22 protein-coding genes and 1 other RNA gene are annotated in these 25,036 nt (G+C 62.3%); 11 read left to right on the forward strand and 12 right to left on the reverse strand.

The genetic code is table 11. The features are described 5' to 3' along the window. Positions 1–51: 51 nt before the first annotated feature. From CAG34_RS18410 to CAG34_RS18455, 9 genes are all read right to left on the reverse strand, one after another. Positions 52–258 (reverse strand): co-regulatory protein PtrA N-terminal domain-containing protein, encoded by a 207-nt coding sequence (locus CAG34_RS18410; protein WP_085591680.1) that lies wholly within the window; start codon positions 256–258, stop codon positions 52–54. Positions 259–524: 266 nt separating this feature from the next. After that, positions 525–803, reverse strand: a complete 279-nt coding sequence (locus tag CAG34_RS18415; protein WP_061303559.1) for a DUF2790 domain-containing protein — start codon at positions 801–803, stop codon at positions 525–527. A 233-nt stretch (positions 804–1,036) separates the two neighbouring features. Continuing rightward, positions 1,037–1,300 carry a DUF3077 domain-containing protein gene (locus CAG34_RS18420; RefSeq protein WP_085591682.1) on the reverse strand — a complete coding sequence of 88 codons (264 nt, stop codon included), beginning with the start codon at positions 1,298–1,300 and terminating at the stop codon, positions 1,037–1,039. Positions 1,301–1,501: 201 nt separating this feature from the next. Beyond that, positions 1,502–1,744 carry a hypothetical protein gene (locus CAG34_RS18425; protein WP_085591684.1) on the reverse strand — a complete coding sequence of 81 codons (243 nt, stop codon included), beginning with the start codon at positions 1,742–1,744 and terminating at the stop codon, positions 1,502–1,504. 353 nt (positions 1,745–2,097) lie between these two features. Then, positions 2,098–2,489: a transfer-messenger RNA gene (gene ssrA, locus CAG34_RS18430) on the reverse strand. 99 nt (positions 2,490–2,588) lie between these two features. Further along, a complete protein-coding gene (locus CAG34_RS18435) occupies positions 2,589–2,882 on the reverse strand; it encodes a hypothetical protein (protein ID WP_085591686.1) in 294 nt (97 codons plus the stop codon). Between the two features lie 461 nt (positions 2,883–3,343). Continuing rightward, on the reverse strand, positions 3,344–6,154 hold the full coding sequence (locus tag CAG34_RS18445) for an FAD-binding and (Fe-S)-binding domain-containing protein (protein ID WP_085591690.1): 2,811 nt from the start codon (positions 6,152–6,154) through the stop codon (positions 3,344–3,346). Positions 6,155–6,229: 75 nt separating this feature from the next. Further along, positions 6,230–7,375: an FMN-dependent L-lactate dehydrogenase LldD gene (gene lldD / locus CAG34_RS18450; RefSeq protein WP_013974303.1), complete on the reverse strand. Its 1,146-nt coding sequence runs from the start codon at positions 7,373–7,375 to the stop codon at positions 6,230–6,232. Positions 7,376–7,438: 63 nt separating this feature from the next. Further along, complete coding sequence (locus CAG34_RS18455) at positions 7,439–9,109, reverse strand: lactate permease LctP family transporter (RefSeq protein WP_015271872.1); 1,671 nt, start codon at positions 9,107–9,109, stop codon at positions 7,439–7,441. A 256-nt stretch (positions 9,110–9,365) separates the two neighbouring features. On the opposite strand from CAG34_RS18455, the gene CAG34_RS18460 reads away from it, so the two are divergent. After that, positions 9,366–10,133 (forward strand): FCD domain-containing protein, encoded by a 768-nt coding sequence (locus CAG34_RS18460; RefSeq protein ID WP_013974301.1) that lies wholly within the window; start codon positions 9,366–9,368, stop codon positions 10,131–10,133. A 126-nt stretch (positions 10,134–10,259) separates the two neighbouring features. Here the strand turns inward: CAG34_RS18460 and smpB are convergent, their stop codons facing one another. Beyond that, positions 10,260–10,742, reverse strand: a complete 483-nt coding sequence (gene smpB / locus CAG34_RS18465) for an SsrA-binding protein SmpB (protein ID WP_085591692.1) — start codon at positions 10,740–10,742, stop codon at positions 10,260–10,262. 162 nt (positions 10,743–10,904) lie between these two features. Between smpB and CAG34_RS18470 the strand changes: the two genes are divergently transcribed. Continuing rightward, positions 10,905–11,339 (forward strand): type II toxin-antitoxin system RatA family toxin, encoded by a 435-nt coding sequence (locus CAG34_RS18470; RefSeq protein WP_085591694.1) that lies wholly within the window; start codon positions 10,905–10,907, stop codon positions 11,337–11,339. Positions 11,340–11,400: 61 nt separating this feature from the next. Here the strand turns inward: CAG34_RS18470 and CAG34_RS18475 are convergent, their stop codons facing one another. Next, complete coding sequence (locus tag CAG34_RS18475; protein WP_025340711.1) at positions 11,401–11,934, reverse strand: outer membrane protein assembly factor BamE; 534 nt, start codon at positions 11,932–11,934, stop codon at positions 11,401–11,403. A gap of 97 nt (positions 11,935–12,031) precedes the next feature. On the opposite strand from CAG34_RS18475, the gene fur reads away from it, so the two are divergent. Continuing rightward, positions 12,032–12,436: a ferric iron uptake transcriptional regulator gene (gene fur, locus CAG34_RS18480; protein ID WP_012274258.1), complete on the forward strand. Its 405-nt coding sequence runs from the start codon at positions 12,032–12,034 to the stop codon at positions 12,434–12,436. A 192-nt stretch (positions 12,437–12,628) separates the two neighbouring features. Here the strand turns inward: fur and recN are convergent, their stop codons facing one another. Beyond that, on the reverse strand, positions 12,629–14,302 hold the full coding sequence (gene recN, locus CAG34_RS18485) for a DNA repair protein RecN (RefSeq protein ID WP_025340710.1): 1,674 nt from the start codon (positions 14,300–14,302) through the stop codon (positions 12,629–12,631). 191 nt (positions 14,303–14,493) lie between these two features. Between recN and grpE the strand changes: the two genes are divergently transcribed. The 8 genes from grpE (at position 14,494) to CAG34_RS18525 (ending at position 24,907) form a co-directional block, all read left to right on the forward strand. Next, positions 14,494–15,051, forward strand: a complete 558-nt coding sequence (gene grpE, locus CAG34_RS18490; protein ID WP_085591696.1) for a nucleotide exchange factor GrpE — start codon at positions 14,494–14,496, stop codon at positions 15,049–15,051. Between the two features lie 101 nt (positions 15,052–15,152). Further along, positions 15,153–17,078, forward strand: coding sequence for a molecular chaperone DnaK (gene dnaK, locus CAG34_RS18495; protein ID WP_085591698.1), 1,926 nt, complete (start codon positions 15,153–15,155; stop codon positions 17,076–17,078). A gap of 197 nt (positions 17,079–17,275) precedes the next feature. Beyond that, positions 17,276–18,400, forward strand: a complete 1,125-nt coding sequence (dnaJ, locus tag CAG34_RS18500) for a molecular chaperone DnaJ (RefSeq protein WP_025340707.1) — start codon at positions 17,276–17,278, stop codon at positions 18,398–18,400. 13 nt (positions 18,401–18,413) lie between these two features. Further along, positions 18,414–19,220 (forward strand): 4-hydroxy-tetrahydrodipicolinate reductase, encoded by an 807-nt coding sequence (dapB, locus tag CAG34_RS18505; RefSeq protein WP_013974295.1) that lies wholly within the window; start codon positions 18,414–18,416, stop codon positions 19,218–19,220. Between the two features lie 326 nt (positions 19,221–19,546). Next, the gene (gene carA, locus CAG34_RS18510) at positions 19,547–20,683 is read left to right on the forward strand and encodes a glutamine-hydrolyzing carbamoyl-phosphate synthase small subunit (RefSeq protein ID WP_025340706.1); all 1,137 of its coding nucleotides are present in this window, start codon (positions 19,547–19,549) and stop codon (positions 20,681–20,683) included. A gap of 105 nt (positions 20,684–20,788) precedes the next feature. Further along, entirely contained in the window at positions 20,789–24,010 is a 3,222-nt protein-coding gene (gene carB / locus CAG34_RS18515; RefSeq protein ID WP_015271865.1) for a carbamoyl-phosphate synthase large subunit, read from the forward strand. Further along, complete coding sequence (greA, locus tag CAG34_RS18520; RefSeq protein WP_013974292.1) at positions 24,007–24,489, forward strand: transcription elongation factor GreA; 483 nt, start codon at positions 24,007–24,009, stop codon at positions 24,487–24,489. The genes carB and greA overlap by 4 nt, the downstream gene beginning before the upstream one ends. Further along, a complete protein-coding gene (locus CAG34_RS18525; RefSeq protein WP_049798463.1) occupies positions 24,467–24,907 on the forward strand; it encodes a hypothetical protein in 441 nt (146 codons plus the stop codon). The genes greA and CAG34_RS18525 overlap by 23 nt, the downstream gene beginning before the upstream one ends. The last annotated feature ends 129 nt before the right edge of the window (positions 24,908–25,036 follow it).

Here is a 25,036-nt window from a genome sequence, read left to right on the forward strand (position 1 = left end):
TGGATCGGAAACGCCTGCAATCTGACCAGGCTGGAGGACGCGCTATACCGGTCAGCCCTTGGCGTCATTGGCTGGCTTGGCTTTGCTTTCAGCTACAGCGGCTTCTGCTTTCTGTTTCTCTGCGATCTGGAAGGCCTGCATCGAGGCTTTGCGGGCTGACTCCATGCGTGCGAAGGTCCGATCACCACCGCCGGAGGCCATCGCCAGAGTAGAAGCGGTCAGGGCGGCGGCAACGAAGAGAACTTTCATGGTTTTCATCTGGATATCCTCAAGTAAAACTTTGTGAACTGCTCAGCATGACCCCCAGCACTGTTTGGCTGGAGTGTGCTGTTGTAGGCTGAAATTGAATTTCAGCTATTTCTGGTAATTAACTTGCAGGGTTAGGCTGTCAAGATGATAGTGTTTCTCGCGAATGAACTTTTAATCATTCGCTCATGTCCGTTTTCAGGTGATGGAAACATCATTCGCACTGAATGCGTATGAGGTTTTACTTCCGTTTCTGGGGGGCTTTAACGTTGGGCGGATCAGGCCACGCCAGTAGGAGCTGCGGGGCTTCCACCCCATTCGAGGAAGCGGATCTTGTGAATCTCGCCCTTGCTGTCTTCATAAACTACGGTTACCGGTACCACACCGGTCTTGTCGGATGTATCGGTGCGTTGCAATACGCGTTTCACATCGATGTTCATCCCGTAGTGGTATTCGACGGCAGAGATATGCGCGCCGGGTTCTTGCAGGCTGTTATGGTCAAAGACACTTGGTGCGAGACTGGAAATCACGGCACTTACAATTGTGGCCATGCTCATAAGGCTGTACCTCTAATGAAGTTCGCTTGACAAGGACCTAATCTGACACGCTGAGAAAGTGAAGTTCATTTCACCACGACGAACGCGCTTGGCTGAAACGCCAGTAGTGGCAAAAAACTCCCAGCAATTCCCCGTGCCTGACACATTTCGACCATTCGTCCTTTGACCCCCGTATCTGTTGGGCGAAGTCCGTTTTTGAGGTTGGCCGAGCACGGGGAAGGGCTGTGTGGTGTTCAGCGCATCATGCCGAGTTCGGCATCATCCAGCAGTGCTTTGCCCAAGGCGCAGAGGTAGTGCGCGGCCCAGATCAGCTTCGGTTTGTCTTCCATCAGGCCGTCGATGGTCAGGTCCCGCGCGTAGCCCATCAGTTCCGAGGCTTGTTCACGGGCGTTCTGGCAGGGTATGCCGGGTTCGATGCGGAACAGTGGATGGGTCTGGTTTTCACCTTGGTAGAAGATGGTTTTACCGGCTGTGCATTGGGTGTCTTCGTTGGCCATTGATCTATCTCCCTCGTGTTGCAGATGCTTGTGCTGGCCCTGTCTCCGGCAAGCCCGGTTCTCATGGCAGGGGCCCAGTGGGAGCGGGTTTACCCGCGAACACCGGCGCAGCCGGTGCCATGCACCGCGTTGGATTTTTCGCGGCGGTTCGACGCCTCGATGAATCCGCTCCCACAGGTACAGCACTTGGCATGAAGTGAATCAGTGCAGTGGTTGCGAGACCGCTGGCTTGTGTATTTGCGCCAGCGCTGATTCGAGTAATTTGCGCAGGGCTTCAAGCTCGTGCATCGACGCCATGATCAACAATGACGCTGGCGATCGCGGCTGCATCAGCATCGCCTGCTGCGCTACGGCTTCTGCACAGAGCGCGTAGTCCGAGGCCAGCATGATGGTGTCTTCCAGGGAATGGAGATGGTGGGGTGGGTCGGGGACAATCTTCAGCATATTTTGGTCCTCAGTGGAGCGACCAGCGCTTGCTGTCAAACAAGTGGTGGCAGCCGTGTATGGGTTGACAGACCGGTGAAGACCAAACCGGCGCACACGAGGTGCCCCACACACAGCCGCCATAGGCAAAACCGTGTGCTTGGTCGTCATCAGCCTGTCAAAGCTGGTCGTTGATGTACAACGACCCGACGAGACTAAAACTCTGAAAAAACGACCGCAATGGAAAACAGGCGCTGGGAGTATCTTTGGGAAACGTCCTACGCGAAAGGGGTTAAATCTGATTTTACGGGCTCGCTCAGCCCAAAATCCAAGCACAAAAAAAGACGCCCGAGGGCGTCTTCTTCTTTGGAATTTGGTGGAGCCGGGGGGATTTGAACCCCCGTCCGCCAGTACTCCGCTGTCGGTACTACATGCTTAGCCGTGTCTACTGAGTTAATCCGCAGCCGCCCGACGGGCAGGGTGCTTTGGACGAGTTGGGTAAGTTTTAGTCGCTTTGCCCCCAACGTGCTACACGACGATCCTGTTCTGTATGACAATCATTTCGGGTTTACAGGCATCCCCTGATGATTGCTGGAGCCGAAGCTACCAGGAGAGCGGGCTCAGCTGCTTACGCAGCGAGAGCGTAGCCCTCGTAGTTTTCGTCATTGGCAACTATAGAAAGTTGCAACAGTGGATTTACGAGTTCTGTTACCAACTCGGCATGCACCTAGAGTTTCGCTACCGGCGTCGAATCCTGATCGGCCCCACACTAGCTCTAAGCTAACGCACCTTACGGTACGTGAGGCGGAGTATACGCCATTGCGCGGGCGACGTCGACAGCCGGTCCGGTCGCCCGCTTTTGGGCTCACGCGCCGCTACCGCCGCTGGTGCCGCTGCCTTTCTCGGTTTTTTCCAGGCGCTCCAGGACTTTGCTGGTGATGGCGATGCATTCCTTGGTGTCGCCCGAGGCTTGGGCAGCCTTGGCTTTGTCGACGTGCTCGGTGATGGCCTTGTCCAGGCCTTCGGAGGTAGCGCCGGCGGTGGCCATGCTGTCGTCGATCTTTTGCAGGTTGGCGGTGCACAGGTCTTCGGCGGCGAACACCGGCGAAGCCAGCAGGGTGGCGGCCGCGAACAGGGCCGATAGCGCGGTACCTTTCATGGGAGTCTCCTTCTGGGCCTCTGGAAGGTGGGCCTGTAACGGTGGACTGTGGGGGATTGGCGGGGGTTCAATCGGGATGCTGGCGGGATGGCACCGGCTTTGCCGGTGTTCGCGGCTGAAGCCGCTCCTACAGGTACAGCGTGGGCCCAAAGCCGGCGCGGTACCTGTGGGAGCGGGCGTGCCCGCGAAGCAGGCTGCGCGTTGTATGGCACCGGCTGCGCCGGTGTTCGCGGGCTTGCCCGCTCCCACAGGGATTGCGGCAGCTATCAGGTTTTGCGTTAAACGGTCAGGCCAATGCCGGTGTACAGGTGCAGCGTGGCCCCAAAGCCGGTGCAGTACTTGTGGGAGCGGGCGTGCCCGCGAAGCAGGCTGCGCGGTGGATGGCACCGGCTGCGCCGGTGTTCGCGGGCTTGCCCGCTCCCACAGGGATTGCGGCAGCTATCAGGTTTTGCGTTAAACGGTCAGATGCTACGCGGCCGGGTGACGCGGTCTACCAGGTAGACCAGCCCGTGGTAGTCGATGCCGCTATGGCTGGACAGGCCGATCTCGCAGGTGCGGCTGGTGGAAATACCTTCGCTGCAATACTGCACCGCATCCTTCAGGCTGCGCAGCGAGTGGGCGTTGAGCTCGGGGGTGGTGAAGCCTTTGTCACCGGCAAAGCCGCAGCAGTGTATGCCCTCCGGGATCACCACCTGTTTGCTGCAGCGCCGCGCCAGGTCGATCAGCGCCTGGCTTTCGCCCAGGTGCTGGGTACTGCAGGTCACATGCACGGCCACTGGTTCGTCCTGGGGGGTGAACTCCAGGCGCTCGAGCAGGTGGGTGCGGATGAAGCGCACCGGGTCGTACAGGTCCAGCCGGGTGTCGTTCAGGTCTTGCACCAGGCGCAAAGTGCAGGGGCTGGTGTCGCAGTAGATCGGGTCGAGGCCGCCGCGGCTTGCGTGCAGCAGGGCGGCAATCAGTTCCTGGCGTTTGTGTTCGGCCTGCTCGGGGTAGCCCTTGGAGGCGAACGGCTGGCCGCAGCACAGGCTGTCGGCGTTGTCGGGGAATATCACCTGGTAACCGGCCTTTTCCAGCAGGGCGCGGGTCTTGTCCAACAGCGAGCTTTGCTCGCGGTCGGCATAGGCCGGGCCCATCACCCGCGAGACGCAGGCGGCCAGGTACACCACGCGAGGGCGGGCATCGTTGCTGGCCGGGCCGAAGTCCAGTGGGCGCAGGGGTTGTGGCATCGCCGGGGTCCACTGTGGCAGGCGGCCTTTGCTGGCTTTGTTCAGCGAGGCGCTCAGGCGCCCCAGGCGTGGGGCGCCGAGCAGCTTGCGTGCGGTGTTGGCGGCGGTCAGGGTCAGGCGCGCGCCGCCCAGGGCAGTGTGGAAGTGTTCGGCCAGCCAGTCGGCGGTTTTTTCGTGCTCGGCGGCCTGGCTGCGCAGTTTCTTCACCAGTTCGCCGGTGTTGATGCCGACCGGGCAGCGCTGGGCGCACAGGCCGGTGGCGGCACAGGTGTCGATGCCCTGGTACTGGTAGGTCTGGCGCAGTTCGCGGGTGTCGATGCCAGCGCGCTGTTTGGCCTGGATGTCACGCCACATGACGATGCGCTGGCGCGGGCTGAGGGTCAGGCCTTTGGACGGGCACACCGGTTCGCAGAAGCCGCACTCGATGCACTTGTCGACGATCTCGTCGGCAGCGGGGAGCGGCTTGAGGTTCTTCAGGTGGATGTCAGGGTCTTCACTCAGCACCACATCGGGGTTGAGGATGCCGTTGGGGTCGAGCAGGCGCTTCAGCTTCCACATCAGTTGGTAGGCGTCATGGCCCCATTCCAGCTCCACGAACGGTGCCATGTTGCGCCCGGTGCCGTGCTCGGCCTTGAGCGAGCCGCCGAACTCCACCGCCACCAGTTGCGCCACATCGTCCATGAAGGCCTGGTAGCGGGCGACTTCCTCGGCACTGTTGAAGCCCTGGGTGAAGACGAAGTGCAGGTTGCCCTCCAGGGCGTGGCCGAAAATGATCGCTTCGTCGTAGCGGTGCTTGTCGAACAGCTGGATCAGGCGGTTGACGCCTTCTGCCAGTTGCTCGATGGGGAAGGTGACGTCTTCGATGATGACTGTGGTGCCGGTCTGGCGCACGGCGCCGACGGCGGGGAAGGTGTCCTTGCGGATTTTCCACAGCTGGTTGTACACGGCCGGGTCTTCGCTGAAGTCCACCTGCTGTTCCAGCGGGAAGTCGGCGATCGAGGTCATCACCTGTTGCAGCTGTTCATGCAGCAGGCTCTGGCTGGCGGCGCGGGACTCGATCAGCAGGGCGCAGGCATTGTCCGACAGGCCTTTTACCCACAGCGGCATGCCGGGCATGTTCTGCACCGAGCGCAGGCTGCGGCGGTCGAGCAGCTCCACGGCCGAGACCGGCTGGCGCTTGAGTACGGTCACCGCACGACAGCAGCTTTCCACGCTGGGGAACACCAGCAGGGCGCTGGCCTTGTGCGGGTGGTCGGGCACGGTGTCGTAGGTGACGGCACTGATGAAGCCCAGGGTGCCTTCGGAACCGACCAGCAGGTGCTGCAGGATATCCAGCGGTTGGTCGTAGTCCACCAGTGCGTTCAGCGACAGACCGGTGGTGTTCTTCAGCCGGTATTTGTGCCGGATGCGCTCGGCGAGTGCAGTGTTGGCGCGGGTCTCGCGGCCCAGGCGGGCCAGTGCTTCCAGCAGGTCGGCGTGGCTGGCCTCGAACGCGGCGACGCTGGCCGGGTCTTCGCTGTCCAGGCGCGTGCCGTCGGCCAGCACCAGGCGCAGGCCGGCCAGGGTGTGGTAGGTGTTCTGTGCGGTACCGCAGCACATGCCGCTGGCGTTGTTGGCGACGATGCCGCCGATCTTGCAGGCGTTGATCGAGGCCGGGTCGGGGCCGATCTTGCGCCCGAAGGGGGCCAGCCAGGCATTGGCCTGGGCGCCGATGACGCCGGGCTGCAGGCGGATCTGCTCGCCTTGGCCGCGGATTTCGCGGCCGTTCCAGTTATCGCCCAGCACGATCAGCACCGAGTCGCTGATGGCCTGGCCGGACAGGCTGGTGCCGGCGGCGCGGAAGGTGACCGGCACCCGCTCGCGCTGGGCCAGTTTGATCAGGCCGACCACTTCGTCTTCGGACTCGACGCGCACCACCAGCTTGGGGATCAGCCGGTAGAAGCTGGCGTCGGTGCCGAAGGCCAGGGTGGAGGTGGGGTCGTCGAAGCTGCGTTCGGCGGGGATCAGGCGCTCGGCATCACGCAGGAACGCGGCGGGCAGGCTCATGCAGTCTCCTCGCGGGGCCGTGGCGTCTGTGCGCCACATGCCCCGGGTCAATCAGGCGGTCGTTCTTGCGGGCGGTCAGGCGCCCAGTTCGCGTACCAGCGAGTCGCGGGTGATTTCGCTGATCGACTTGGCGCCGGTCAGCACCATCGCTACGCGCATTTCCTTCTCGAACAGCTCCAGCAGGTTCTTCACCCCGGCCTGGCCGTGCACGGCAAGGGCGTAGAGGAAGGCGCGGCCGATCAGTACGGTATCGGCGCCCAGGGCGATCATGCGCACCACGTCGAGGCCGCTGCGGATGCCGGAGTCGGCGAGGATCTTCAGGTCACCTTTGACCGCATCGGCAATTGCCGGCAGGGCACGGGCGCTGGACAGCACGCCGTCGAGCTGACGGCCGCCGTGGTTGGACACGACGATGCCGTCGGCACCGAACCTGACCGCATCGCGGGCGTCATCGGCATCGAGGATGCCCTTGATGATCATCGGGCCGTCCCAGAACTCGCGGATCCACTCCAGGTCTTTCCAGGAGATCGAAGGGTCGAAGTTGTTGGCCAGCCAGCCAATGTAGTCGGCAAGGCCGGTGGGGTTGCCGCGGTAGGTGGAAATGTTGCCCAGGTCGTGCGGGCGCCCCATCACGCCGACATCCCATGCCCACTCGGGGTGGGTCATGGCCTGCAGCACACGGCGCAGCGGGCCGTTCTTGCCGCTCATGCCAGAGTGGGCGTCGCGGTAGCGGGCGCCGGGTGTCGGCATGTCGACGGTGAACACCAGGGTCTTTACCCCGGCGGCCTTGGCCCGCTCCAGGGCGTTGCGCATGAAGCCGCGGTCCTTGAGCACGTACAGCTGGAACCACATCGGCCGGTCGATGGCCGGGGCCACTTCTTCGATCGGGCACACCGACACGGTGGACATGGTGAACGGAATACCGTGGGCAGCCGCCGCGCGCGCCGCCTGCACTTCACCACGGCGGGCGTACATGCCGGTGAGGCCGACCGGGGCCAGGGCCACCGGCATGCTCAGGGTTTCGTCGAACAGTTTGGTCTGAAGGCTGAGCTCGGACATGTTCTTCAGCACGCGTTGGCGCAGGGCAATGCTGGCCAGGTCCGAGACGTTGTGGCGCAGGGTGTGCTCGGCGTAGGCGCCGCCGTCGGCATAGTGGAACAGGAAGGGAGGCAGCTTGCGTTGGGCCGCGGCGCGATAGTCGGTAGAGGCGGAAATGATCATGGATTCTCGCAGCGTTGCGTGTGGGGATTGCCGGGCGCGCGATGGCGCCCGGCCCCTTTCACTTTAGTGATGAACCAGCATGCCGGTCAGCCAGTAGGCCTGGATCAGGGTGATCAGACCGACGATGGTGGCGAAGAACAGGCTGTGCTTGACGGTGAAGCGGAACAGGTCGGATTCCTTGCCAACCAGGCCGGTGGCGGCGCAGGCCACGGCGATCGACTGCGGCGAGATCATCTTGCCGGTCACGCCGCCGCTGGTGTTGGCCGCTACCAGCAGAGTGTCGTTGACCCCGATCTGGTGCGCAGTGGTGGCCTGCAGCGAGCTGAACAGGGCATTGGACGAGGTGTCGGAACCGGTCAGGAACACACCCAGCCAGCCAAGGAACGGCGAGAAGAACGGGAACGCGGCACCGGTACCGGCCAGTACCAGGGCCATGGTCGAGGACATGCCGGAGTAGTTGGTAACGAAGGCGAAGGCCAGCACCATGCCGATCGACAGGATTGGCCAGCGCAGCTCCCAGAAGGTTTCCTTGAAAGTGGTCAGACCAGTTTTGAAGTTGATCTTCAGCACGGCCATGGAGATCAGCGCCGAGAGGAAGATCGCGGTGCCGGTGGCAGAGATCGGGTCGAGCTTGAACACCGCTGGCATGGCGGTTGGCGCGGCGACGATCGGTGCGGTCTTGATCACCAGTTGGTCGAGGTGCGGGATGGCGAAGTTGAACACGAAGTTGTACATCGCGCCGCCCGGGGCGAAGGCCGCCTTGAACGGTTTCAGGGTCCAGATGGTGACCAGCACGGTGAGGATCAGGAACGGCGACCAGGCCTTGAAGATCTCGCCAAAGCTGTAGGGGCTTGGCTGGCTGCCGCTTGGCTGAACCACGGCGGCGCCGACGCTGCCTTTGGCTTCGGCGAACGAACGCTTGGGCTGCCAGACTTTCAGGAACAGGGTCAGGGCGATCAGGCTGGCCAGGGCCGAGGTGATGTCCGGCAGCTCCGGGCCGATGAAGTTCGAGGTGAAGTACTGGGTGACGGCGAAGCTCAGGCCGGCGACCAGGGCGGCAGGCCAGGTTTCCTTCACGCCACGCAGGCCGTCCATCATGAATACCAGCCAGAACGGCACGAACAGCGACAGCAGCGGCAGCTGGCGACCGGTCATGGCGCCGATGTGGAAGGCGTCGATGCCGGTGACCTGGCCGGCCACGATGATCGGGATGCCCAGGGCGCCGAAGGCCACTGGCGCGGTGTTGGCGATCAGGCACAGGCCGGCGGCGTACAGCGGGTTGAAGCCCAGGCCCACCAGCAGCGCGGCAGTGATTGCCACCGGTGCGCCAAAGCCTGCCGCACCTTCCAGGAAGGCACCGAAGCAGAAACCGATCAACAGCACTTGCAGGCGCTGGTCGTCGGTAATCGACAGCACCGAGCTGCGGATCACTTCGAACTGGCCGCTCTTGACCGTGAGTTTGTACAGGAACACCGCGGCAACGATGATCCAGGCAATCGGCCAGAGGCCGTAGAGGAAGCCATAACCCGCAGCGGCGAATGCCATGTCGACAGGCATCTGGAAGGCGAAGATCGCCACCAGGATCGACAATGCGAGGGTGATGCTGCCGGCCACGTGGCCTTTGAGGCGGAACACGGCGAGGGCAAGGAAGAAGAAGACGATGGGAATGACCGCCGCCAGTGCGGACAGGCCAAGACTACCAAGCGGACTATAGATTTGTTGCCAGGTTTGCATATGGGGTGGCCCCTAATTGTTGTTGGTCAGGCACTGGCATTGGATAATTGGTAAGACCAATTTACAATGGCTGGGCGCTAGGTTAAAAGCGTCTTCGTGGGTGTGTCAATTTGTCCCGTGCAAAACTTTGGTCGCGTGCCGATGAGCGGGCGCCTGGTGGGCAGGGAAAATCGTCGCCTGGTGGGTGTTTGCGCGATCTGGATCGGCGAGAATAGGCGCCCCCTGAAATCTGCCGGGGGTTTGTGGAGAGCATGTGATGGTTTTTGATCAGGTCCGCCAACGGCGCCTGTCCGATGACATTGTCGATCGGTTGGAAGGGATGATTCTGGAAGGCACGCTGACCTCGGGGCAGCGGCTGCCGGCCGAGCGCGTCCTTGCCGAGCAGTTCGGCGTGTCCCGCCCGTCACTGCGTGAGGCGATCCAGAAGCTGGTGGCCAAGGGGCTGCTGGTCAGCCGCCAGGGTGGGGGCAATTTTGTCGCCGAGTCCCTGGGGTCCACTTTCAGCGACCCGTTGTTGCAGCTGCTCGAGCACAGTGCCGAGGCTCAGCGTGACCTGCTCGAATTCCGCCATACCCTGGAGGCGTCCTGCGCCTACTACGCGGCCCAGCGCGCGACCCAGCCGGACCGGGCGCGGCTGAAGGCGGCGTTCGATGCGCTGCAGGACTGCTATGCCAGGGCCGACGAAGTGACTCGGGCGGAGGAGGGCGCGGCCGATGCGCGCTTCCACCTGGCGATTGCCGAGGCCAGCCATAATGCCGTGCTGCTGCACACCATTCGCGGCTTGTTCGACCTGCTCAAGCGCAACGTGGTGACCAACATCGGCGGCATGTACCAGCAACGGACCGAGACCCGGGACATGCTGATCAGCCAGCACCGGGAGCTGTACCTGGCGATAGTCGAGGGCAGGGCGGAGGATGCGCGGGAAGTGTCCAGCCGGCACATTCTGTATGTGCAGGAGGTGCTGGAAGAGGCGCATGAAGAAGCGCAGCGAGTGGCGCGGGCGGAGCGGCGGAGCGGGCGTTGAGATCGGTGTTGGAATCTTCGCGGGCTTGCCCGCTCCCACAGGATATGCGCCGGACCTGAAGGTGGCGCGATACCTGTGGGAGCGGGCGAGCCCGCGAAGAGGCCGGAACAGGCTGAAGAAGAGGTATTACTCTTCCTTGTCCTTGTTCCGCACAGCCCGCTGCAGCTCGCGGTTGGAATCGCGCTCGCGCATGGTGTCGCGCTTGTCGAATTCCTTCTTGCCCTTGCCCAGTGCGATTTCGCACTTGATCAGGTGCTTGCTCCAGTACAGCGCCAGGGCCACGCAGGTGTAGCCCTTTTGCGCCACGGCCGCTTCCAGGCGCTCGAGCTCGCGCTTGTTCAGCAGCAGCTTGCGAGTGCGGATGGGGTCGGCGATGACGTGGGTGCTGGCCGTGGTCAGCGGGGTGATGTGGCTGCCGAACAGCCAGGCCTCACCGTCTTTCAGCAGCACATAGCTGTCAGTCAGGTGCGCCTTGCCGGCTCGCAGGCTTTTTACTTCCCAGCCGGACAGGACCAGCCCGGCCTCGAACTTGTGTTCGATGAAGTAATCGTGTCGCGCCTTCTTGTTCTGCGCGATGGTCCCGGTCGGATGTTTCTTTTGTTTAGCCATAGGGGCGGCATTATAGGCAGTCGCCGCGTCGTCGGCTATGGGATTTCGGTGTGCTTGAGCCACTGCAATGAATACCGGACAATACAGCCCCTGTCTTTGCGACAGAACCTGTTTTCGGCACGCTGCGAAGCGCCGCCACCCAGCCTTGGAAGTGACGCCTGGATGACTACCCATATTCAACGCTCCGCCCTGCTGCCATACCCTGCCCAGGCGCTTTACGATCTGGTCAACGATGTGGCCAGCTATCCGCAGTTCCTGCCTTGGTGCTCGGCCTCGACGGTGATCGAAGCCAGCGACACGCACATGCGCGCCAAGCTCGATGTTGCCAAGGGCGGCATCAGCCAGCACTTCGTCACGCGCAACGTACTGGTGCCGGGGCAGTCCATCGAGATGAACCTGGAAGAGGGGCCGTTCACCCAGTTGCATGGCCTGTGGGTGTTCAAGCCATTGGGGGACAAGGCCTGCAAGATCAGCCTGGACCTGTCGTTCGATTATGCCGGGCCGCTGGTGCGCGCGACCCTGGGCCCGCTGTTCAACCAGGCGGCCAATACGCTGGTGGATGCTTTCTGCCAGCGTGCCAAGCAGCTGAATGCCTGACTGAAAAAGCGGCAACAAAAAGCCCGGACCAGGTCCGGGCTTTTTTGTATCTGCTCGCCGCTTATTGAGGCGAGGTTTCCAGCGGAGCCGGAGTCGGGACCGGGGTGGTCTCGATGGTGTCGATCTCGCGCTGGATGGATTCTTCCACCGAGCCTGGCTTGGCCGGTTTTTCTTCAGGCTGCACGGTTGGCTGTTCTGGCTGGTTGGCCGGGCTGACCGTGGTGTCGCTGCTGCCACCGAGGATTTCCTGGTCGCGGCTGACGCCTGGCATGAAGTCGCCAGAAAGGCTGACCAACTGGTCGCTTTCGTTGAAGAACACGCTCATGCGTTCTTGCTGGCGTTTGCCGCCGCCTGGCTGCAGGCTGTACAGGTAATCCCAACGGTTGGTGTTGAAGGTGTCCTGGATCAGCGGGTTACCCATGATAAACCTTACTTGCCGGCGGGTCATTCCGGGGCGCAATTGGTCTATCATGTCTTGCGTAACGACATTGCCCTGCTGGATGTCGATTTTGTAAACCCCGGGAAACGAGCAACCGGCGAGTGCGAGCAGTCCCACTAGGGTGAGGCTGGTTAGCAAGAGCTTGGTGTTTTGCATCGGTGGGCGACTTCCACTATCTTGGCTGGACAACGTAAACCCCGATCATACCCGTATTAAGAGAAGCTGCGAAGCAGCATCGGCGAGAAAGCTGACCATGGTTGAAAATAGCGAATTGCGCAAAGCCGGTCTCAAGGTGACCCTGCCTCGAGTCAAGATCCTTCAGATGCTCGACTCCACCGAGCAGCGTCACATGAGCGCCGAGGATGTCTACAAGGCGCTTATGGAAGCTGGCGAGGACGTGGGCCTGGCCACCGTCTACCGCGTACTGACCCAGTTCGAAGCGGCGGGTCTGGTGGTTCGCCACAACTTCGACGGCGGTCATGCGGTGTTCGAACTGGCCGATGGCGGTCACCACGACCATATGGTCAACGTGGACACCAGTGAAGTCATCGAGTTCATGGATGCCGAGATCGAGAAACGCCAGCGCGAAATCGTGGCCGAGCATGGCTACGAGCTGGTGGACCACAATCTGGTCCTGTATGTGCGTAAAAAGAAGTAACGATTTTTTATCGTTATGAATGGCAAAGGCGACCTTCGGGTCGCCTTTGTGCTTTCTGAGGCAGAGAGCTGTGTCGTTTGTGCCGGCCTCTTCGCGGGTAAACCCGCTCCCACAGGTACTGCGCAGGCTCAGGTCCGGTGAATATCCTGTGGGAGCGGGTTTACCCGCGAATGGGCCTGAAAAAAGAAGGGTTCAGGCCTTGCCGCTTACCACCATCTTGCGCGCATGTGCCAGGGATTCCTTGGTCAGGTCTATGCCGCCCAGCATCCGCGCCACTTCCTCCACTCGCTCGCGCTTGCCCAGGTTGGCCACGGCGGTATGGGTGGTGTCGCTGTTGCGCACCTTGTGCACGAACAGGTGGTGATGCCCTTGTGCCGCCACCTGCGGCAGGTGGGTAACGGTCAGCACCTGGCCGCGTTCGCCCAGGCGGCGCAGCAGTTGGCCGACGATTTCGGCAGTAGGCCCGCCGATACCGACGTCGACTTCGTCGAACACCAGGGTTGGAATGCGTGAGGTCTGCGCGGTAATCACCTGGATCGCCAGGCTGATGCGGGACAGTTCGCCACCTGAAGCCACCTTGGCCAGGCCCTTGAGCGGTTGGCCAGGGTTGGCGCTGACCAGTAGCTCGATCTGCTCCAGGCCATGAGGCGAAAGGTCTGCTCCCTCATTGGGGGTAAGTGCGATGCAGAAGCGCCCGCCGGGCATGCCCAGGCGTTGGATCTCCTGCTCGACGGCCACTGCCAGCTGCTGGGCAGCTTGTTGGCGTAGTGCGCTGAGCTCGCGAGCCTTCTCTTTATAGTGCTGGGCGAAGGCGGCAAGCTCTTCACCCAACCGCTCGATCGACTCGTCACTGGCGTTCAGGCCCTCCAGCTCTTCCATCAGCTGCTGTTGCAGGTGGGGCAGTTCGGTGGGGTGCACACGGTGTTTGCGCGCCAGCGTATAGATAGTGTCGAGGCGTTCTTCCAGTGCCTGCAGGCGCATGGGGTCGGCGTCGAAGTTGTCGAGGAAACGGTTGAGCTCGCCCACGGCTTCCTCGACCTGGATCTGCGCACTGGCGATCAGGTTGGCTGCTTCCCCCAGTGCCTTTGGCGAGTTGGTGGCGGCACCCAGGCGGTTGAGGCTGGAGGTGAGGGCGCTGAGCACATTGCCCGAATCGCTCTCGCTGCACTGGTCGATGACCTGGCGGCAGATGCCGAACAGGGCTTCGGCGCTGGTCAGGTTCTTGTGTTCCTGCTCCAACTGCTCCAGCTCGTGTTCGCCCAAGCCGAGGTTGTCGAGTTCCTCCAGCTGATAGCTCAGCAGCTGATGGCGGGCGCGCTGCTCGTCGCCGGAGTTGGACAGGCGCTCCAGTTCCAGGCGGGTCTGGTTCCAGCGCTTGGCCGCCAGCTGTACCTGGCGGGCCAGGTCGACGGCGCCGGCGTACTCGTCGAGCAGGCGGCGGTGGGTGTCGGTCTTGAGTAGTGACTGGTGCTCGTGCTGGCTGTGGATATCGATCAGCAACTCGCCCAGCGCCTTGAGGTCGCCGAGCGGGCAGGGCGTGCCATTGATGTAGCCGCGGCTGCGGCCTTCGGCGGTGATCACTCGGCGCAGGATGCACAGGCCGTCGTTGTCCAGGTCGCGCTCGGCCAGCCAGGCATGCGCCTCGGGGATGTCCACCAGATCGAAGGTGGCGAGGATGTCTGCCTTGTCCGTGCCAGGGCGCACCACGCCGCTGTCGGCCCGGTCGCCCAGTGCCAGGCCGAGGGCGTCGAGCATGATCGACTTGCCGGCACCGGTCTCGCCGGTGATGACGGACATGCCGCGGGCGATTTCGAGGTCGAGGTGCTCGACGATGGCGTAGTTGTGAATGGACAGGTGCACCAGCATGGGGCGGCTCCCGAAAGTCAGGTCTGGTTATTTATACAGTACTTTTTTCAGGCCTGCCAATGTCCCTTGGCAGATTCTGTTGCAGCCGGGAAAACCACCTTACCCCTTGAAGCTGGTTTTTCCGGCCCCATATAGCCGACATCCAAGGCGAGCCTGGCTCGCAGTCCACAAAATTGCGCAGGAGAGACCCCATGGCTGACGAACAGCTGAACGAGAAAGACCTTAACGTCGAAGAGACCGGTGCAGGTAATGCTGCCGACGCCCGCGTCCTGGAACTCGAGGAGCAGCTGGCCGCCGCCAAGGACCAGGCGCTGCGCGCCGTTGCCGACGTGCAGAACGTGCGCCGTCGTGCCGAGCAGGATGTCGAGAAAGCCCATAAGTTCGCCCTGGAGAAGTTCTCTGGCGACCTGCTGCCGGTGATCGACAGCCTGGAGCTGGCCCTGGCGCACTCCAGTGCCGACGATGAGCACGTCAAGCAGATCCGCGAAGGCGTCGAGCTGACCCTGAAGATGTTCCAGGACACCCTCAAGCGCTACAACCTCGAAGCGGTCGACCCGCACGGCCAGCCGTTCAACCCTGAGCACCACCAGGCCATGGCCATGCAGGAAAACGCCGAGGTAGAGCCGAACAGCGTGCTGAACGTGTTCCAGAAGGGCTACCTGCTCAACGGTCGTCTGCTGCGCCCCGCCATGGTGGTGGTCAGCAAGGCGCCGAGCGCGGCGCAACCCTCGATCAATGAAAAGGCTTGAAATCCTTCCGGGCATCCCCATCTAGGTGTCAAGCCTTCAAGTATTACTGCAGTTGGCCAAAGTAGTCGCTGCTACCAAATTCAAGTTTCGGGAGAGTTAACATGGGCAAAATCATCGGTATCGACCTGGGGACCACCAACTCGTGCGTCTCCATTCTGGAAAACGGTAACGTCAAGGTCATCGAAAACGCCGAAGGCGCGCGTACTACCCCTTCGATCGTGGCCTACGCCAACGACGGCGAAATCCTGGTTGGCCAGTCGGCCAAGCGCCAGGCCGTCACCAACCCGCACAACACCCTGTTCGCGGTGAAGCGCCTGATCGGCCGCCGTTTCGAAGAGCAGGTCGTGCAGAAAGACATCCAGCTGGTTCCGTACAAGATCGCCAAGGCCGACAACGGTGACGCCTGGGTCGAAGTGAACGGCCAGAAAATGGCGCCGCCGCAAATCAGCGCCGAAGTTCTGAAAAAGATGAAGAAAACCGCCGAAGACTACCTCGGCGAGCCTGTCACCGAAGCGGTCATCACCGTACCGGCCTACTTCAACGACAGCCAGCGCCAGGCTACCAAGGATGCCGGTCGCATCGCTGGTCTGGACGTAAAACGTATCATCAACGAACCGACCGCCGCTGCGCTGGCCTACGGCATGGACAAGGCCAAGGGCGACCACACTGTCATCGTTTATGACCTGGGTGGCGGTACCTTCGACGTTTCGGTCATCGAAATCGCCGAAGTCGACGGTGAGCACCAGTTCGAAGTACTGGCCACCAACGGCGACACCTTCCTGGGTGGCGAAGACTTCGACATGCTGCTGATCGACTACCTGGTCGAAGAGTTCAAGAAAGAAACCGGCATGAACCTGAAAGGCGACCCGCTGGCCATGCAGCGCCTGAAGGAAGCTGCTGAAAAGGCCAAGATCGAGCTGTCGTCCGCTCAGTCGACCGACGTCAACCTGCCGTACATCACTGCAGATGCCACCGGTCCGAAGCACCTGAACGTGAAGATCTCCCGCGCCAAGCTGGAGTCGCTGGTGGAAGGCCTGGTTCAGCGCACCATCGAGCCTTGCCGCATCGCCCTGAAGGACGCCGGTATCGACGTTGCCAAGATCGACGACGTGATCCTGGTCGGCGGCCAGACCCGTATGCCGCTGGTACAGAAAACCGTTGCCGACTTCTTCGGCAAGGAAGCGCGCAAGGACGTCAACCCGGACGAAGCCGTGGCCATGGGTGCTGCCATCCAGGGCGCCGTGCTGGCCGGTGACGTGAAAGACGTACTGCTGCTGGACGTCAGCCCGCTGACCCTGGGTATCGAAACCATGGGTGGCGTGATGACTTCGCTGATCGAGAAGAACACCACCATCCCGACCAAGAAGTCGCAGGTGTTCTCGACTGCCGATGACAACCAGGGTGCCGTGACCATTCACGTGCTGCAGGGTGAGCGCAAGCAGGCTGCACAGAACAAGTCGCTGGGCAAGTTCGACCTGGCTGACATTCCGCCGGCTCCGCGTGGCGTGCCGCAGATCGAAGTAACCTTCGACATCGACGCCAACGGCATCCTGCACGTCAGCGCCAAGGACAAGGCCACCGGCAAGTCGCAGTCGATCGTGATCAAGGCCAACTCCGGCCTGTCGGACGAAGAGATCGAGCGCATGGTGCGTGACGCCGAGGCCAATGCCGAGGAAGACCGCAAGTTCGAAGAGCTGGCCGCTGCCCGTAACCAGGGTGATGCGCTGGTTCACTCGACCCGCAAGATGGTCGCTGACGCTGGTGACAAGGTTACCGCTGAAGAGAAAACCGCCATCGAGGCTGCCGTTGTTGCCCTGGAAGCCGCTGTCAAAGGCGACGACAAGGCTGCCATCGACGCCAAGGTCGAAGAGCTGTCCAAGGTATCGGCACCGGTTGCCCAGAAGATGTACGCCGAGCAGTCGGCCGAACAGCCACAGGGCGGCGCACAGCAGGCCGAGCCGGAAGCCAAGCACGATGACGTGGTTGACGCTGAGTTCGAAGAAGTGAAAGACAACAACAAGCAGTAATCCCTGCATGTTGTCGGCCGGTTCACCGCCGTTTGGCGGTGAGCTGGTAGGATGTCGCCGCGCGGGGGCTTGCTCCCGCGTTGGCGTATCTGGAATTCGAGAATTTTTACAGCATCTGTCAGTGGCCCTGGTGGGCAAAAGGCAGGTGCTGATGGCGCGGCGCAGATGCCAGACGCCCAACAAGGTGCAAATGACCTATGTCCAAGCGTGATTATTATGAGGTACTGGGTGTCGAGCGCGGCGCCAGCGAAGCTGACCTCAAGAAGGCTTACCGCCGCCTGGCGATGAAGTACCACCCGGACCGCAACCCGGGCGACAAAGAGTCGGAAGACAAGTTCAAGGAGGCCAACGAGGCCTACGAAGTGCTGTCTGACGCCAGCAAGCGTGCGGCCTTCGACCAATACGGCCATGCGGGTGTAGACCCGAGTATGGGTGGCGGTGGCGCCGGTTTCGGCGGTGCCAACTTCTCCGACATCTTCGGCGATGTGTTCAGCGACTTCTTCGGTGGCGGCCGCGGCGGCTCGCGTGGCGGCGCTCAGCGCGGCAGCGACCTGCGCTACACCCTGGAACTGAACCTGGAAGAAGCGGTGCGTGGCACCACGGTCAGCATCCGCGTGCCCACCCTGGTCAACTGCCAGCCTTGCGATGGCTCCGGTGCCAAGAAGGGCTCGACCCCGTCCACCTGCCCGACTTGTGGTGGTATCGGCCAGGTGCGCATGCAGCAGGGCTTCTTCTCGGTACAGCAGACCTGCCCGCGCTGCCATGGCCAGGGCAAGATCATTACCGACCCCTGCACCTCGTGCCACGGCGAAGGCCGTGTCGAGGAATACAAGACGCTGTCGGTCAAGGTGCCGGCAGGTGTCGATACCGGCGACCGCATCCGCCTGTCGGGCGAGGGCGAGGCCGGTACCCATGGTGGCCCGACTGGCGACCTGTATGTGGTGATCAACGTGCGTGAGCACGAGATCTTCCAGCGAGACGGCAAGCACTTGTACTGCGAAGTACCGATCAGCTACACCGATGCCGCCCTGGGTGGCGAGCTGGAAGTGCCGACCCTCGATGGTCGGGTGAAGCTGAAGATCCCGGAAGGTACCCAGACCGGCAAGCAGTTCCGCCTGCGCGGCAAGGGTGTTGCCCCGGTGCGTGGTGGTGGTGCGGGTGACCTGCTGTGCCGCGTGGCGGTGGAAACCCCGGTCAACCTCAGCCGCCGCCAGCGCGAGTTGCTCGAAGAGCTGCGTGATTCGCTGGAAGGCGATAGCTCCCACTCGCCCAAGGCCAGTGGCTGGTTCGATGGCGTGAAGCGCTTCTTCGGCGATCTCTGACAAGGAAATGGCTATGCGACGTATTGCAGTGATGGGCGCGGCAGGGCGGATGGGCAAGACCCTCGTCGAAGCCGTGCAGCAGCAGGCTCCCCAGGCGGGCCTGACGGCGGCGATCGACCGCCCGGACAGCTCGCTGGTGGGGGCTGATGCTGGTGAGCTGGCGGCCCTGGGCCGTATTGGTGTGCCGATTTCCGACGACCTGAGCAAGGTGGTCGATGAGTTCGACGTGCTGATCGACTTCACCCACCCTTCGGTAACCCTGAAGAACCTGGCGTTCTGCCGCAAGGCGGGCAAGGCCATGGTCATCGGCACCACTGGCTTCACTCCAGAAGAGAAGCAGCAGTTGGCCGAAGCCGGCAAGGAAATCCCGATCGTCTTCGCCGCCAACTTCAGCGTCGGCGTCAACCTGTGCCTGAAGCTGCTGGATACCGCGGCGCGCGTGCTGGGTGACGATGTGGATATCGAAATCCTCGAAGCGCACCACCGGCACAAGGTCGATGCGCCGTCGGGCACCGCGCTGCGCATGGGTGAAGTGGTTGCCCAGGCGCTGGGTCGCAACCTGCAGGAAGTGGCCGTGTATGGCCGTGAAGGGCAGACCGGTGCGCGTGAGCGTCAGACCATCGGCTTCGCCACCGTGCGTGCCGGTGATGTGGTGGGTGACCATACCGTGCTGTTCGCCGCCGAAGGCGAGCGCGTCGAGATTACCCACAAGGCTTCCAGCCGCATGACCTTCGCCAAGGGCGCCGTGCGTGCGGCGCTGTGGCTGGACGGGCGTGAGCCTGGCCTGTACGACATGCAGGATGTGCTCGAGCTGCGTTAAGCAGTTGGAGTTGTGTTGGCTTCTTCGCGGGCTTGCCCGCTCCCACAGGGATAGCGCAAGCCTTGAGGTTTGTGGAGCCTTGTGGGAGCGGGCAAGCCCGCGAAGAAGCCAGCACAGATGTCAGCCTGTCGCATTGATGTGTTTTAGAGGCACATCCGCGGTAGACCGAAAACGCACTTTTCTGTAAGCTACAGCTTTAGTGTGTCCACTAAAAGCGCGCAGCGAATTGAATTCAGCACATGAAAGCGGGGTGACGTGTCCATACGTCACTCCGCTTTTTTGCAACCTGCGATCGCCCTTTCATGCTTGATTTACGGGAGGTCTTCTTGACAAAGCCAGCCATACTCGCCCTTGCCGACGGCAGTATTTTCCGCGGTGAAGCTATCGGTGCCGACGGTCAGACCGTTGGTGAGGTGGTATTCAACACCGCTATGACCGGCTACCAGGAAATCCTTACAGACCCTTCCTACGCGCAGCAAATCGTTACCCTGACCTACCCGCACATCGGCAACACCGGTACTACCCCGGAAGACGCCGAGTCGAACCGCGTCTGGTCCGCTGGCCTGGTCATCCGTGACCTGCCGCTGCTGGCCAGCAACTGGCGTAATACCCAGTCGCTGCCTGAGTACCTCAAGGCCAACAACGTCGTCGCCATCGCTGGCATCGACACCCGTCGCCTGACCCGAATCCTGCGTGAAAAGGGCGCTCAGAACGGTTGCATTCTCGCCGGTGACAACATCAGCGAAGAAGCCGCCATCGCCGCTGCCCGCGCCTTCCCGGGCCTGAAGGGCATGGACCTGGCCAAGGTCGTTTCCACCAAGGAACGCTACGAGTGGCGCTCCAGCGTGTGGGAACTGAAGACCGACAGCCACCCGACCATCGAAGCCGCTGACCTGCCATACCACGTGGTCGCCTTCGACTACGGCGTCAAGCTGAACATCCTGCGCATGCTGGTTGCCCGTGGCTGCCGCGTGACCGTGGTGCCGGCCCAGACCCCGGCCAGCGAAGTGCTGGCACTCAACCCGGACGGCGTGTTCCTGTCCAACGGCCCTGGCGACCCCGAGCCGTGCGACTACGCCATCCAGGCGATCAAGGACATCCTCGAGACCGAGATCCCGGTATTCGGCATCTGCCTGGGCCACCAGCTGCTGGCCCTGGCCTCTGGCGCCAAGACCGTGAAAATGGGCCACGGCCACCACGGTGCCAACCACCCGGTCCAGGACCTGGACACCGGTGTGGTCATGATCACCAGCCAGAACCACGGCTTTGCCGTTGACGAGGCCACCCTGCCGGGCAACGTCCGCGCCATCCACAAGTCGCTGTTCGACGGCACCCTGCAGGGTATCGAGCGTACCGACAAGAGCGCGTTCAGCTTCCAGGGCCACCCTGAAGCGAGCCCAGGCCCGACCGACGTCGCGCCACTGTTCGATCGTTTCATCGATGCCATGGCCAAGCGCCGCTGAGCATCCTGCTTCAAGGCCCCGGGCCGGCTTGCGCCGCGCCCGGAAGCGCCTGACCCAGATTGTTCAAAGCGGCTTGCCGACTGACCCCGGATTTGAGTGACAACCATGCCAAAACGTACAGACATCAAAAGCATCCTGATTCTCGGCGCTGGCCCGATCGTGATCGGCCAGGCCTGCGAATTCGACTACTCCGGCGCCCAGGCTTGTAAGGCCCTGCGCGAGGAAGGTTTCCGCGTCATCCTGGTGAACTCCAACCCGGCCACCATCATGACCGACCCGGCCATGGCCGACGCCACCTACATCGAGCCGATCAAGTGGCAGTCGGTGGCCAAGATCATCGAGAAAGAGCGCCCGGACGCACTGCTGCCGACCATGGGTGGCCAGACTGCACTGAACTGCGCCCTGGACCTGGAGCGCCACGGCGTTCTGGAAAAGTTCGGCGTGGAAATGATCGGTGCCAACGCCGACACCATCGACAAGGCCGAAGACCGCTCGCGCTTCGACAAGGCGATGAAGGACATCGGCCTGGAGTGCCCGCGCTCCGGTATCGCCCACAGCATGGAAGAAGCCAACGCCGTCCTCGAACGCCTGGGCTTCCCGTGCATCATCCGTCCGTCGTTCACCATGGGCGGCACCGGTGGTGGTATCGCCTACAACCGTGAAGAATTCGAAGAAATCTGCGCCCGTGGCCTGGACCTGTCGCCGACCAAGGAACTGCTGATCGACGAATCGCTGATCGGTTGGAAGGAATACGAGATGGAGGTGGTCCGCGACAAGAAGGACAACTGCATCATCGTCTGCTCGATCGAGAACTTCGACCCGATGGGCGTGCACACCGGTGACTCGATCACCGTTGCCCCGGCACAGACCCTGACCGACAAGGAATACCAGATCATGCGCAACGCCTCGCTGGCGGTGCTGCGTGAAATCGGTGTGGAAACCGGCGGTTCCAACGTGCAGTTCGGTATCTGCCCGAACACTGGCCGCATGGTCGTGATCGAGATGAACCCGCGCGTTTCGCGTTCCTCGGCGCTGGCTTCCAAGGCCACCGGCTTCCCGATCGCCAAGATCGCTGCCAAGCTGGCTGTCGGCTATACCCTCGACGAACTGCAGAACGACATCACCGGCGGCCGCACCCCGGCGTCCTTCGAGCCGTCGATCGACTACGTCGTCACCAAGCTGCCGCGTTTCGCCTTCGAGAAATTCCCGAAAGCCGACGCCCGCCTGACCACCCAGATGAAGTCCGTGGGTGAAGTCATGGCCATCGGCCGTACCTTCCAGGAGTCCCTGCAGAAAGCCCTGCGCGGCCTGGAAGTCGGCGCCTGCGGCCTCGACCCGAAAGTCGACCTGGCCAACCCTGAAGCCAGCAGCATCCTCAAGCGCGAGCTGACCGTACCGGGCGCCGAGCGAATCTGGTACGTGGCCGACGCCATGCGTGCCGGCATGACCTGCGAGCAGATCTTCGACCTGACCGGCATCGATATGTGGTTCCTGGTGCAGATGGAAGACCTGATCAAGGAAGAGGAGAAGGTCAAGACCCTGGCCCTGTCGTCGATCGACAAGGACTACATGCTGCGCCTCAAGCGCAAGGGCTTCTCCGACCAGCGCCTGGCCAAGCTGCTGGGTATCACCGACAAGAACCTGCGCCGTCACCGCCACAAGCTGGAAGTGTTCCCGGTGTACAAGCGCGTCGACACCTGCGCTGCCGAGTTCGCCACCGACACCGCCTACCTGTACTCCACCTACGAGGAAGAGTGCGAGGCCAACCCGTCGACCCGCGACAAGATCATGATCCTGGGTGGCGGCCCTAACCGTATCGGCCAGGGTATCGAGTTCGACTACTGCTGCGTACACGCCGCACTGGCGCTGCGTGAAGACGGTTACGAGACCATCATGGTCAACTGCAACCCGGAAACCGTCTCCACCGACTACGACACCTCCGACCGCCTGTACTTCGAGCCGCTGACCCTGGAAGATGTGCTGGAAGTGTGCCGCGTCGAGAAGCCGAAAGGCGTGATCGTCCACTACGGCGGCCAGACCCCGCTGAAACTGGCCCGCGCCCTGGAAGAAGCCGGCGTACCGATCATCGGTACCAGCCCGGACGCCATCGACCGCGCCGAAGACCGCGAGCGCTTCCAGCAGATGGTTCAGCGCCTGAACCTGCTGCAGCCGCCAAACGCCACCGTGCGCAGCGAAGAAGAAGCCATCAGCGCCGCTGGCGGCATCGGCTACCCGCTGGTAGTGCGCCCGTCCTACGTGCTGGGCGGCCGTGCCATGGAAATCGTCTACGAACTGGACGAGCTCAAGCGCTACCTGCGTGAAGCCGTACAGGTGTCCAACGACAGCCCGGTACTGCTCGACCACTTCCTCAACTGCGCCATCGAGATGGATGTGGATGCGGTGTGCGACGGCACCGACGTGGTGATCGGCGCGATCATGCAGCACATCGAACAGGCCGGCGTTCACTCCGGTGACTCGGCGTGCTCGCTGCCACCTTACTCGCTGAGCAAGGAAGTGCAGGACGAAGTCCGCGTACAGGTCAAGAAAATGGCCCTGGAGCTGGGCGTGGTCGGCCTGATGAACGTGCAGCTTGCCCTGCAGGGCGACAAGATCTACGTGATCGAAGTCAACCCGCGTGCTTCGCGTACCGTGCCGTTCGTCTCCAAGTGCATCGGCACCTCCCTGGCTATGATCGCAGCCCGCGTCATGGCCGGCAAAACCCTCAAAGAGCTGGGCTTCACCCAGGAAATCATCCCGAACTTCTACAGCGTCAAGGAAGCCGTCTTCCCGTTCGCCAAGTTCCCGGGGGTTGACCCGATCCTCGGCCCTGAGATGAAATCGACCGGTGAAGTCATGGGTGTCGGTGACAGCTTCGGTGAAGCCTTCGCCAAGGCCCAGATGGGAGCCAGCGAAGTGCTGCCGACCGGCGGTACCGCCTTCATCAGCGTGCGTGACGACGACAAGCCGCAAGTGGCTGGCGTTGCCCGCGACCTGATCGCCCTGGGCTTCGAAGTGGTTGCAACTGCCGGCACTGCCAAGGTTATCGAAGCGGCAGGCCTGAAAGTGCGCCGTGTGAACAAGGTGACCGAAGGTCGCCCGCACGTGGTCGACATGATCAAGAACGACGAAGTGTCGCTGATCATCAACACCACCGAAGGCCGCCAGTCGATCGCCGATTCCTACTCGATTCGTCGCAATGCGCTGCAGCACAAGATTTACTGCACCACTACCATTGCGGCCGGTGAAGCCATCTGCGAGGCGCTGAAGTTCGGTCCGGAAAAGACCGTTCGTCGCCTGCAGGATCTGCATGCAGGACTGAAAGCATGAGCATTACCAAGTACCCGATGACCGTCCAGGGCGCTCGCGCCCTGGAAGAGGAGCACCTGTTCCTGAGCAAGACCGAGCGCCCGCGCCTGAGCCAGGCCATCGGAGAAGCGCGCGAACTGGGCGACCTCAAGGAAAACGCCGAATACCATGCCGCCCGTGAAGAGCAGGGCATGGTCGAGGCGCGTATCCGCGATATCGAAGGCCGCCTGCAGAACTCGGTGGTGATCGATGTGACCACCATCCCTCACACCGGCAAGGTGATTTTCGGTACCACCGTGGTGCTGGCCAACACCGAAACCGATGAAGAGGTGTCCTACCAGATCGTCGGCGAGGATGAAGCTGACGTGAAGCAGGGCAAGCTCTCGAGCGGTGCGCCGATTGCCCGTGCCATCATCGGCAAGGAAGAAGGTGATACTGTCGTCGTCAAGACGCCTAGCGGGACGGTCGAGTACGAGATTGTCGAAGTCAAGCACATCTGACCGGCGCCTGCGGGCGCCATCCCTCGAGGGTATCCTCTGGCAGCTGGCCCAGGTTTTCTGGGTCGGTGGCTTGTGGGTGTTTCACGTGGGGCTGGTGCCCGCGCTCAAGGTCAGTGGTCTGGCGCCGCTGCTGGTGCAGGATATCGCCGGGCAGATCGACCGCTGGTTGATCGGTGTGGCGCTGCTTGGCTTGTTGACCCAGCTGGCGGTGCTGGCAAGGGTGGACGGCCTGTCGGCCTGGTGGCAGCAGTTCCGTGGCCAGATGCTGTTGCTCGGCTTCGGTGCCTGCGTGGGGTATTACACCTTGCGCTACGGTATTTCCGTTGGCGAGCGCTGGCAGCTGCTCTGTTTCCTGGTGCTGGGCTTTTCCGGCATCGTGCTGGTGGCCCAGCCGGTTCCGGTCAAGGTGCGCCGCTAAGCAGCTCGAGATCGCTGGGGCCGCTTTGCGGCCCATCGCCGGCAAGCCGGCTCCCACACCGACCGCATCGAATTCAGGCCATGCGCCGTACCTGTGGGAGCTGGCTTGCCGGCGATGGGCTGCGCAGCA

This window comes from Pseudomonas sp. B14(2017) (genome assembly GCF_002113255.1).
In the GTDB taxonomy this organism is placed as follows: domain Bacteria; phylum Pseudomonadota; class Gammaproteobacteria; order Pseudomonadales; family Pseudomonadaceae; genus Aquipseudomonas; species Aquipseudomonas putida_Z.

Coding starts and splice junctions, on each gene's coding strand:
- CAG34_RS18420 (WP_085591682.1), bottom strand. CDS start 1,300: ATGGCCAACGAAGACACCCAATGCACAGCCGGTAAAACCATCTTCTAC.
- carB (WP_015271865.1), top strand. CDS start 20,789: ATGCCAAAACGTACAGACATCAAAAGCATCCTGATTCTCGGCGCTGGC.
- CAG34_RS18415 (WP_061303559.1), bottom strand. CDS start 803: ATGAGCATGGCCACAATTGTAAGTGCCGTGATTTCCAGTCTCGCACCA.
- grpE (WP_085591696.1), top strand. CDS start 14,494: ATGGCTGACGAACAGCTGAACGAGAAAGACCTTAACGTCGAAGAGACC.
- greA (WP_013974292.1), top strand. CDS start 24,007: ATGAGCATTACCAAGTACCCGATGACCGTCCAGGGCGCTCGCGCCCTG.
- CAG34_RS18435 (WP_085591686.1), bottom strand. CDS start 2,882: ATGAAAGGTACCGCGCTATCGGCCCTGTTCGCGGCCGCCACCCTGCTG.
- lldD (WP_013974303.1), bottom strand. CDS start 7,375: ATGATCATTTCCGCCTCTACCGACTATCGCGCCGCGGCCCAACGCAAG.
- CAG34_RS18445 (WP_085591690.1), bottom strand. CDS start 6,154: ATGAGCCTGCCCGCCGCGTTCCTGCGTGATGCCGAGCGCCTGATCCCC.
- CAG34_RS18460 (WP_013974301.1), top strand. CDS start 9,366: ATGGTTTTTGATCAGGTCCGCCAACGGCGCCTGTCCGATGACATTGTC.
- CAG34_RS18455 (WP_015271872.1), bottom strand. CDS start 9,109: ATGCAAACCTGGCAACAAATCTATAGTCCGCTTGGTAGTCTTGGCCTG.
- dnaJ (WP_025340707.1), top strand. CDS start 17,276: ATGTCCAAGCGTGATTATTATGAGGTACTGGGTGTCGAGCGCGGCGCC.
- CAG34_RS18470 (WP_085591694.1), top strand. CDS start 10,905: ATGACTACCCATATTCAACGCTCCGCCCTGCTGCCATACCCTGCCCAG.
- dnaK (WP_085591698.1), top strand. CDS start 15,153: ATGGGCAAAATCATCGGTATCGACCTGGGGACCACCAACTCGTGCGTC.
- smpB (WP_085591692.1), bottom strand. CDS start 10,742: ATGGCTAAACAAAAGAAACATCCGACCGGGACCATCGCGCAGAACAAG.
- fur (WP_012274258.1), top strand. CDS start 12,032: ATGGTTGAAAATAGCGAATTGCGCAAAGCCGGTCTCAAGGTGACCCTG.
- CAG34_RS18410 (WP_085591680.1), bottom strand. CDS start 258: ATGAAAACCATGAAAGTTCTCTTCGTTGCCGCCGCCCTGACCGCTTCT.
- dapB (WP_013974295.1), top strand. CDS start 18,414: ATGCGACGTATTGCAGTGATGGGCGCGGCAGGGCGGATGGGCAAGACC.
- CAG34_RS18425 (WP_085591684.1), bottom strand. CDS start 1,744: ATGCTGAAGATTGTCCCCGACCCACCCCACCATCTCCATTCCCTGGAA.
- recN (WP_025340710.1), bottom strand. CDS start 14,302: ATGCTGGTGCACCTGTCCATTCACAACTACGCCATCGTCGAGCACCTC.
- CAG34_RS18475 (WP_025340711.1), bottom strand. CDS start 11,934: ATGCAAAACACCAAGCTCTTGCTAACCAGCCTCACCCTAGTGGGACTG.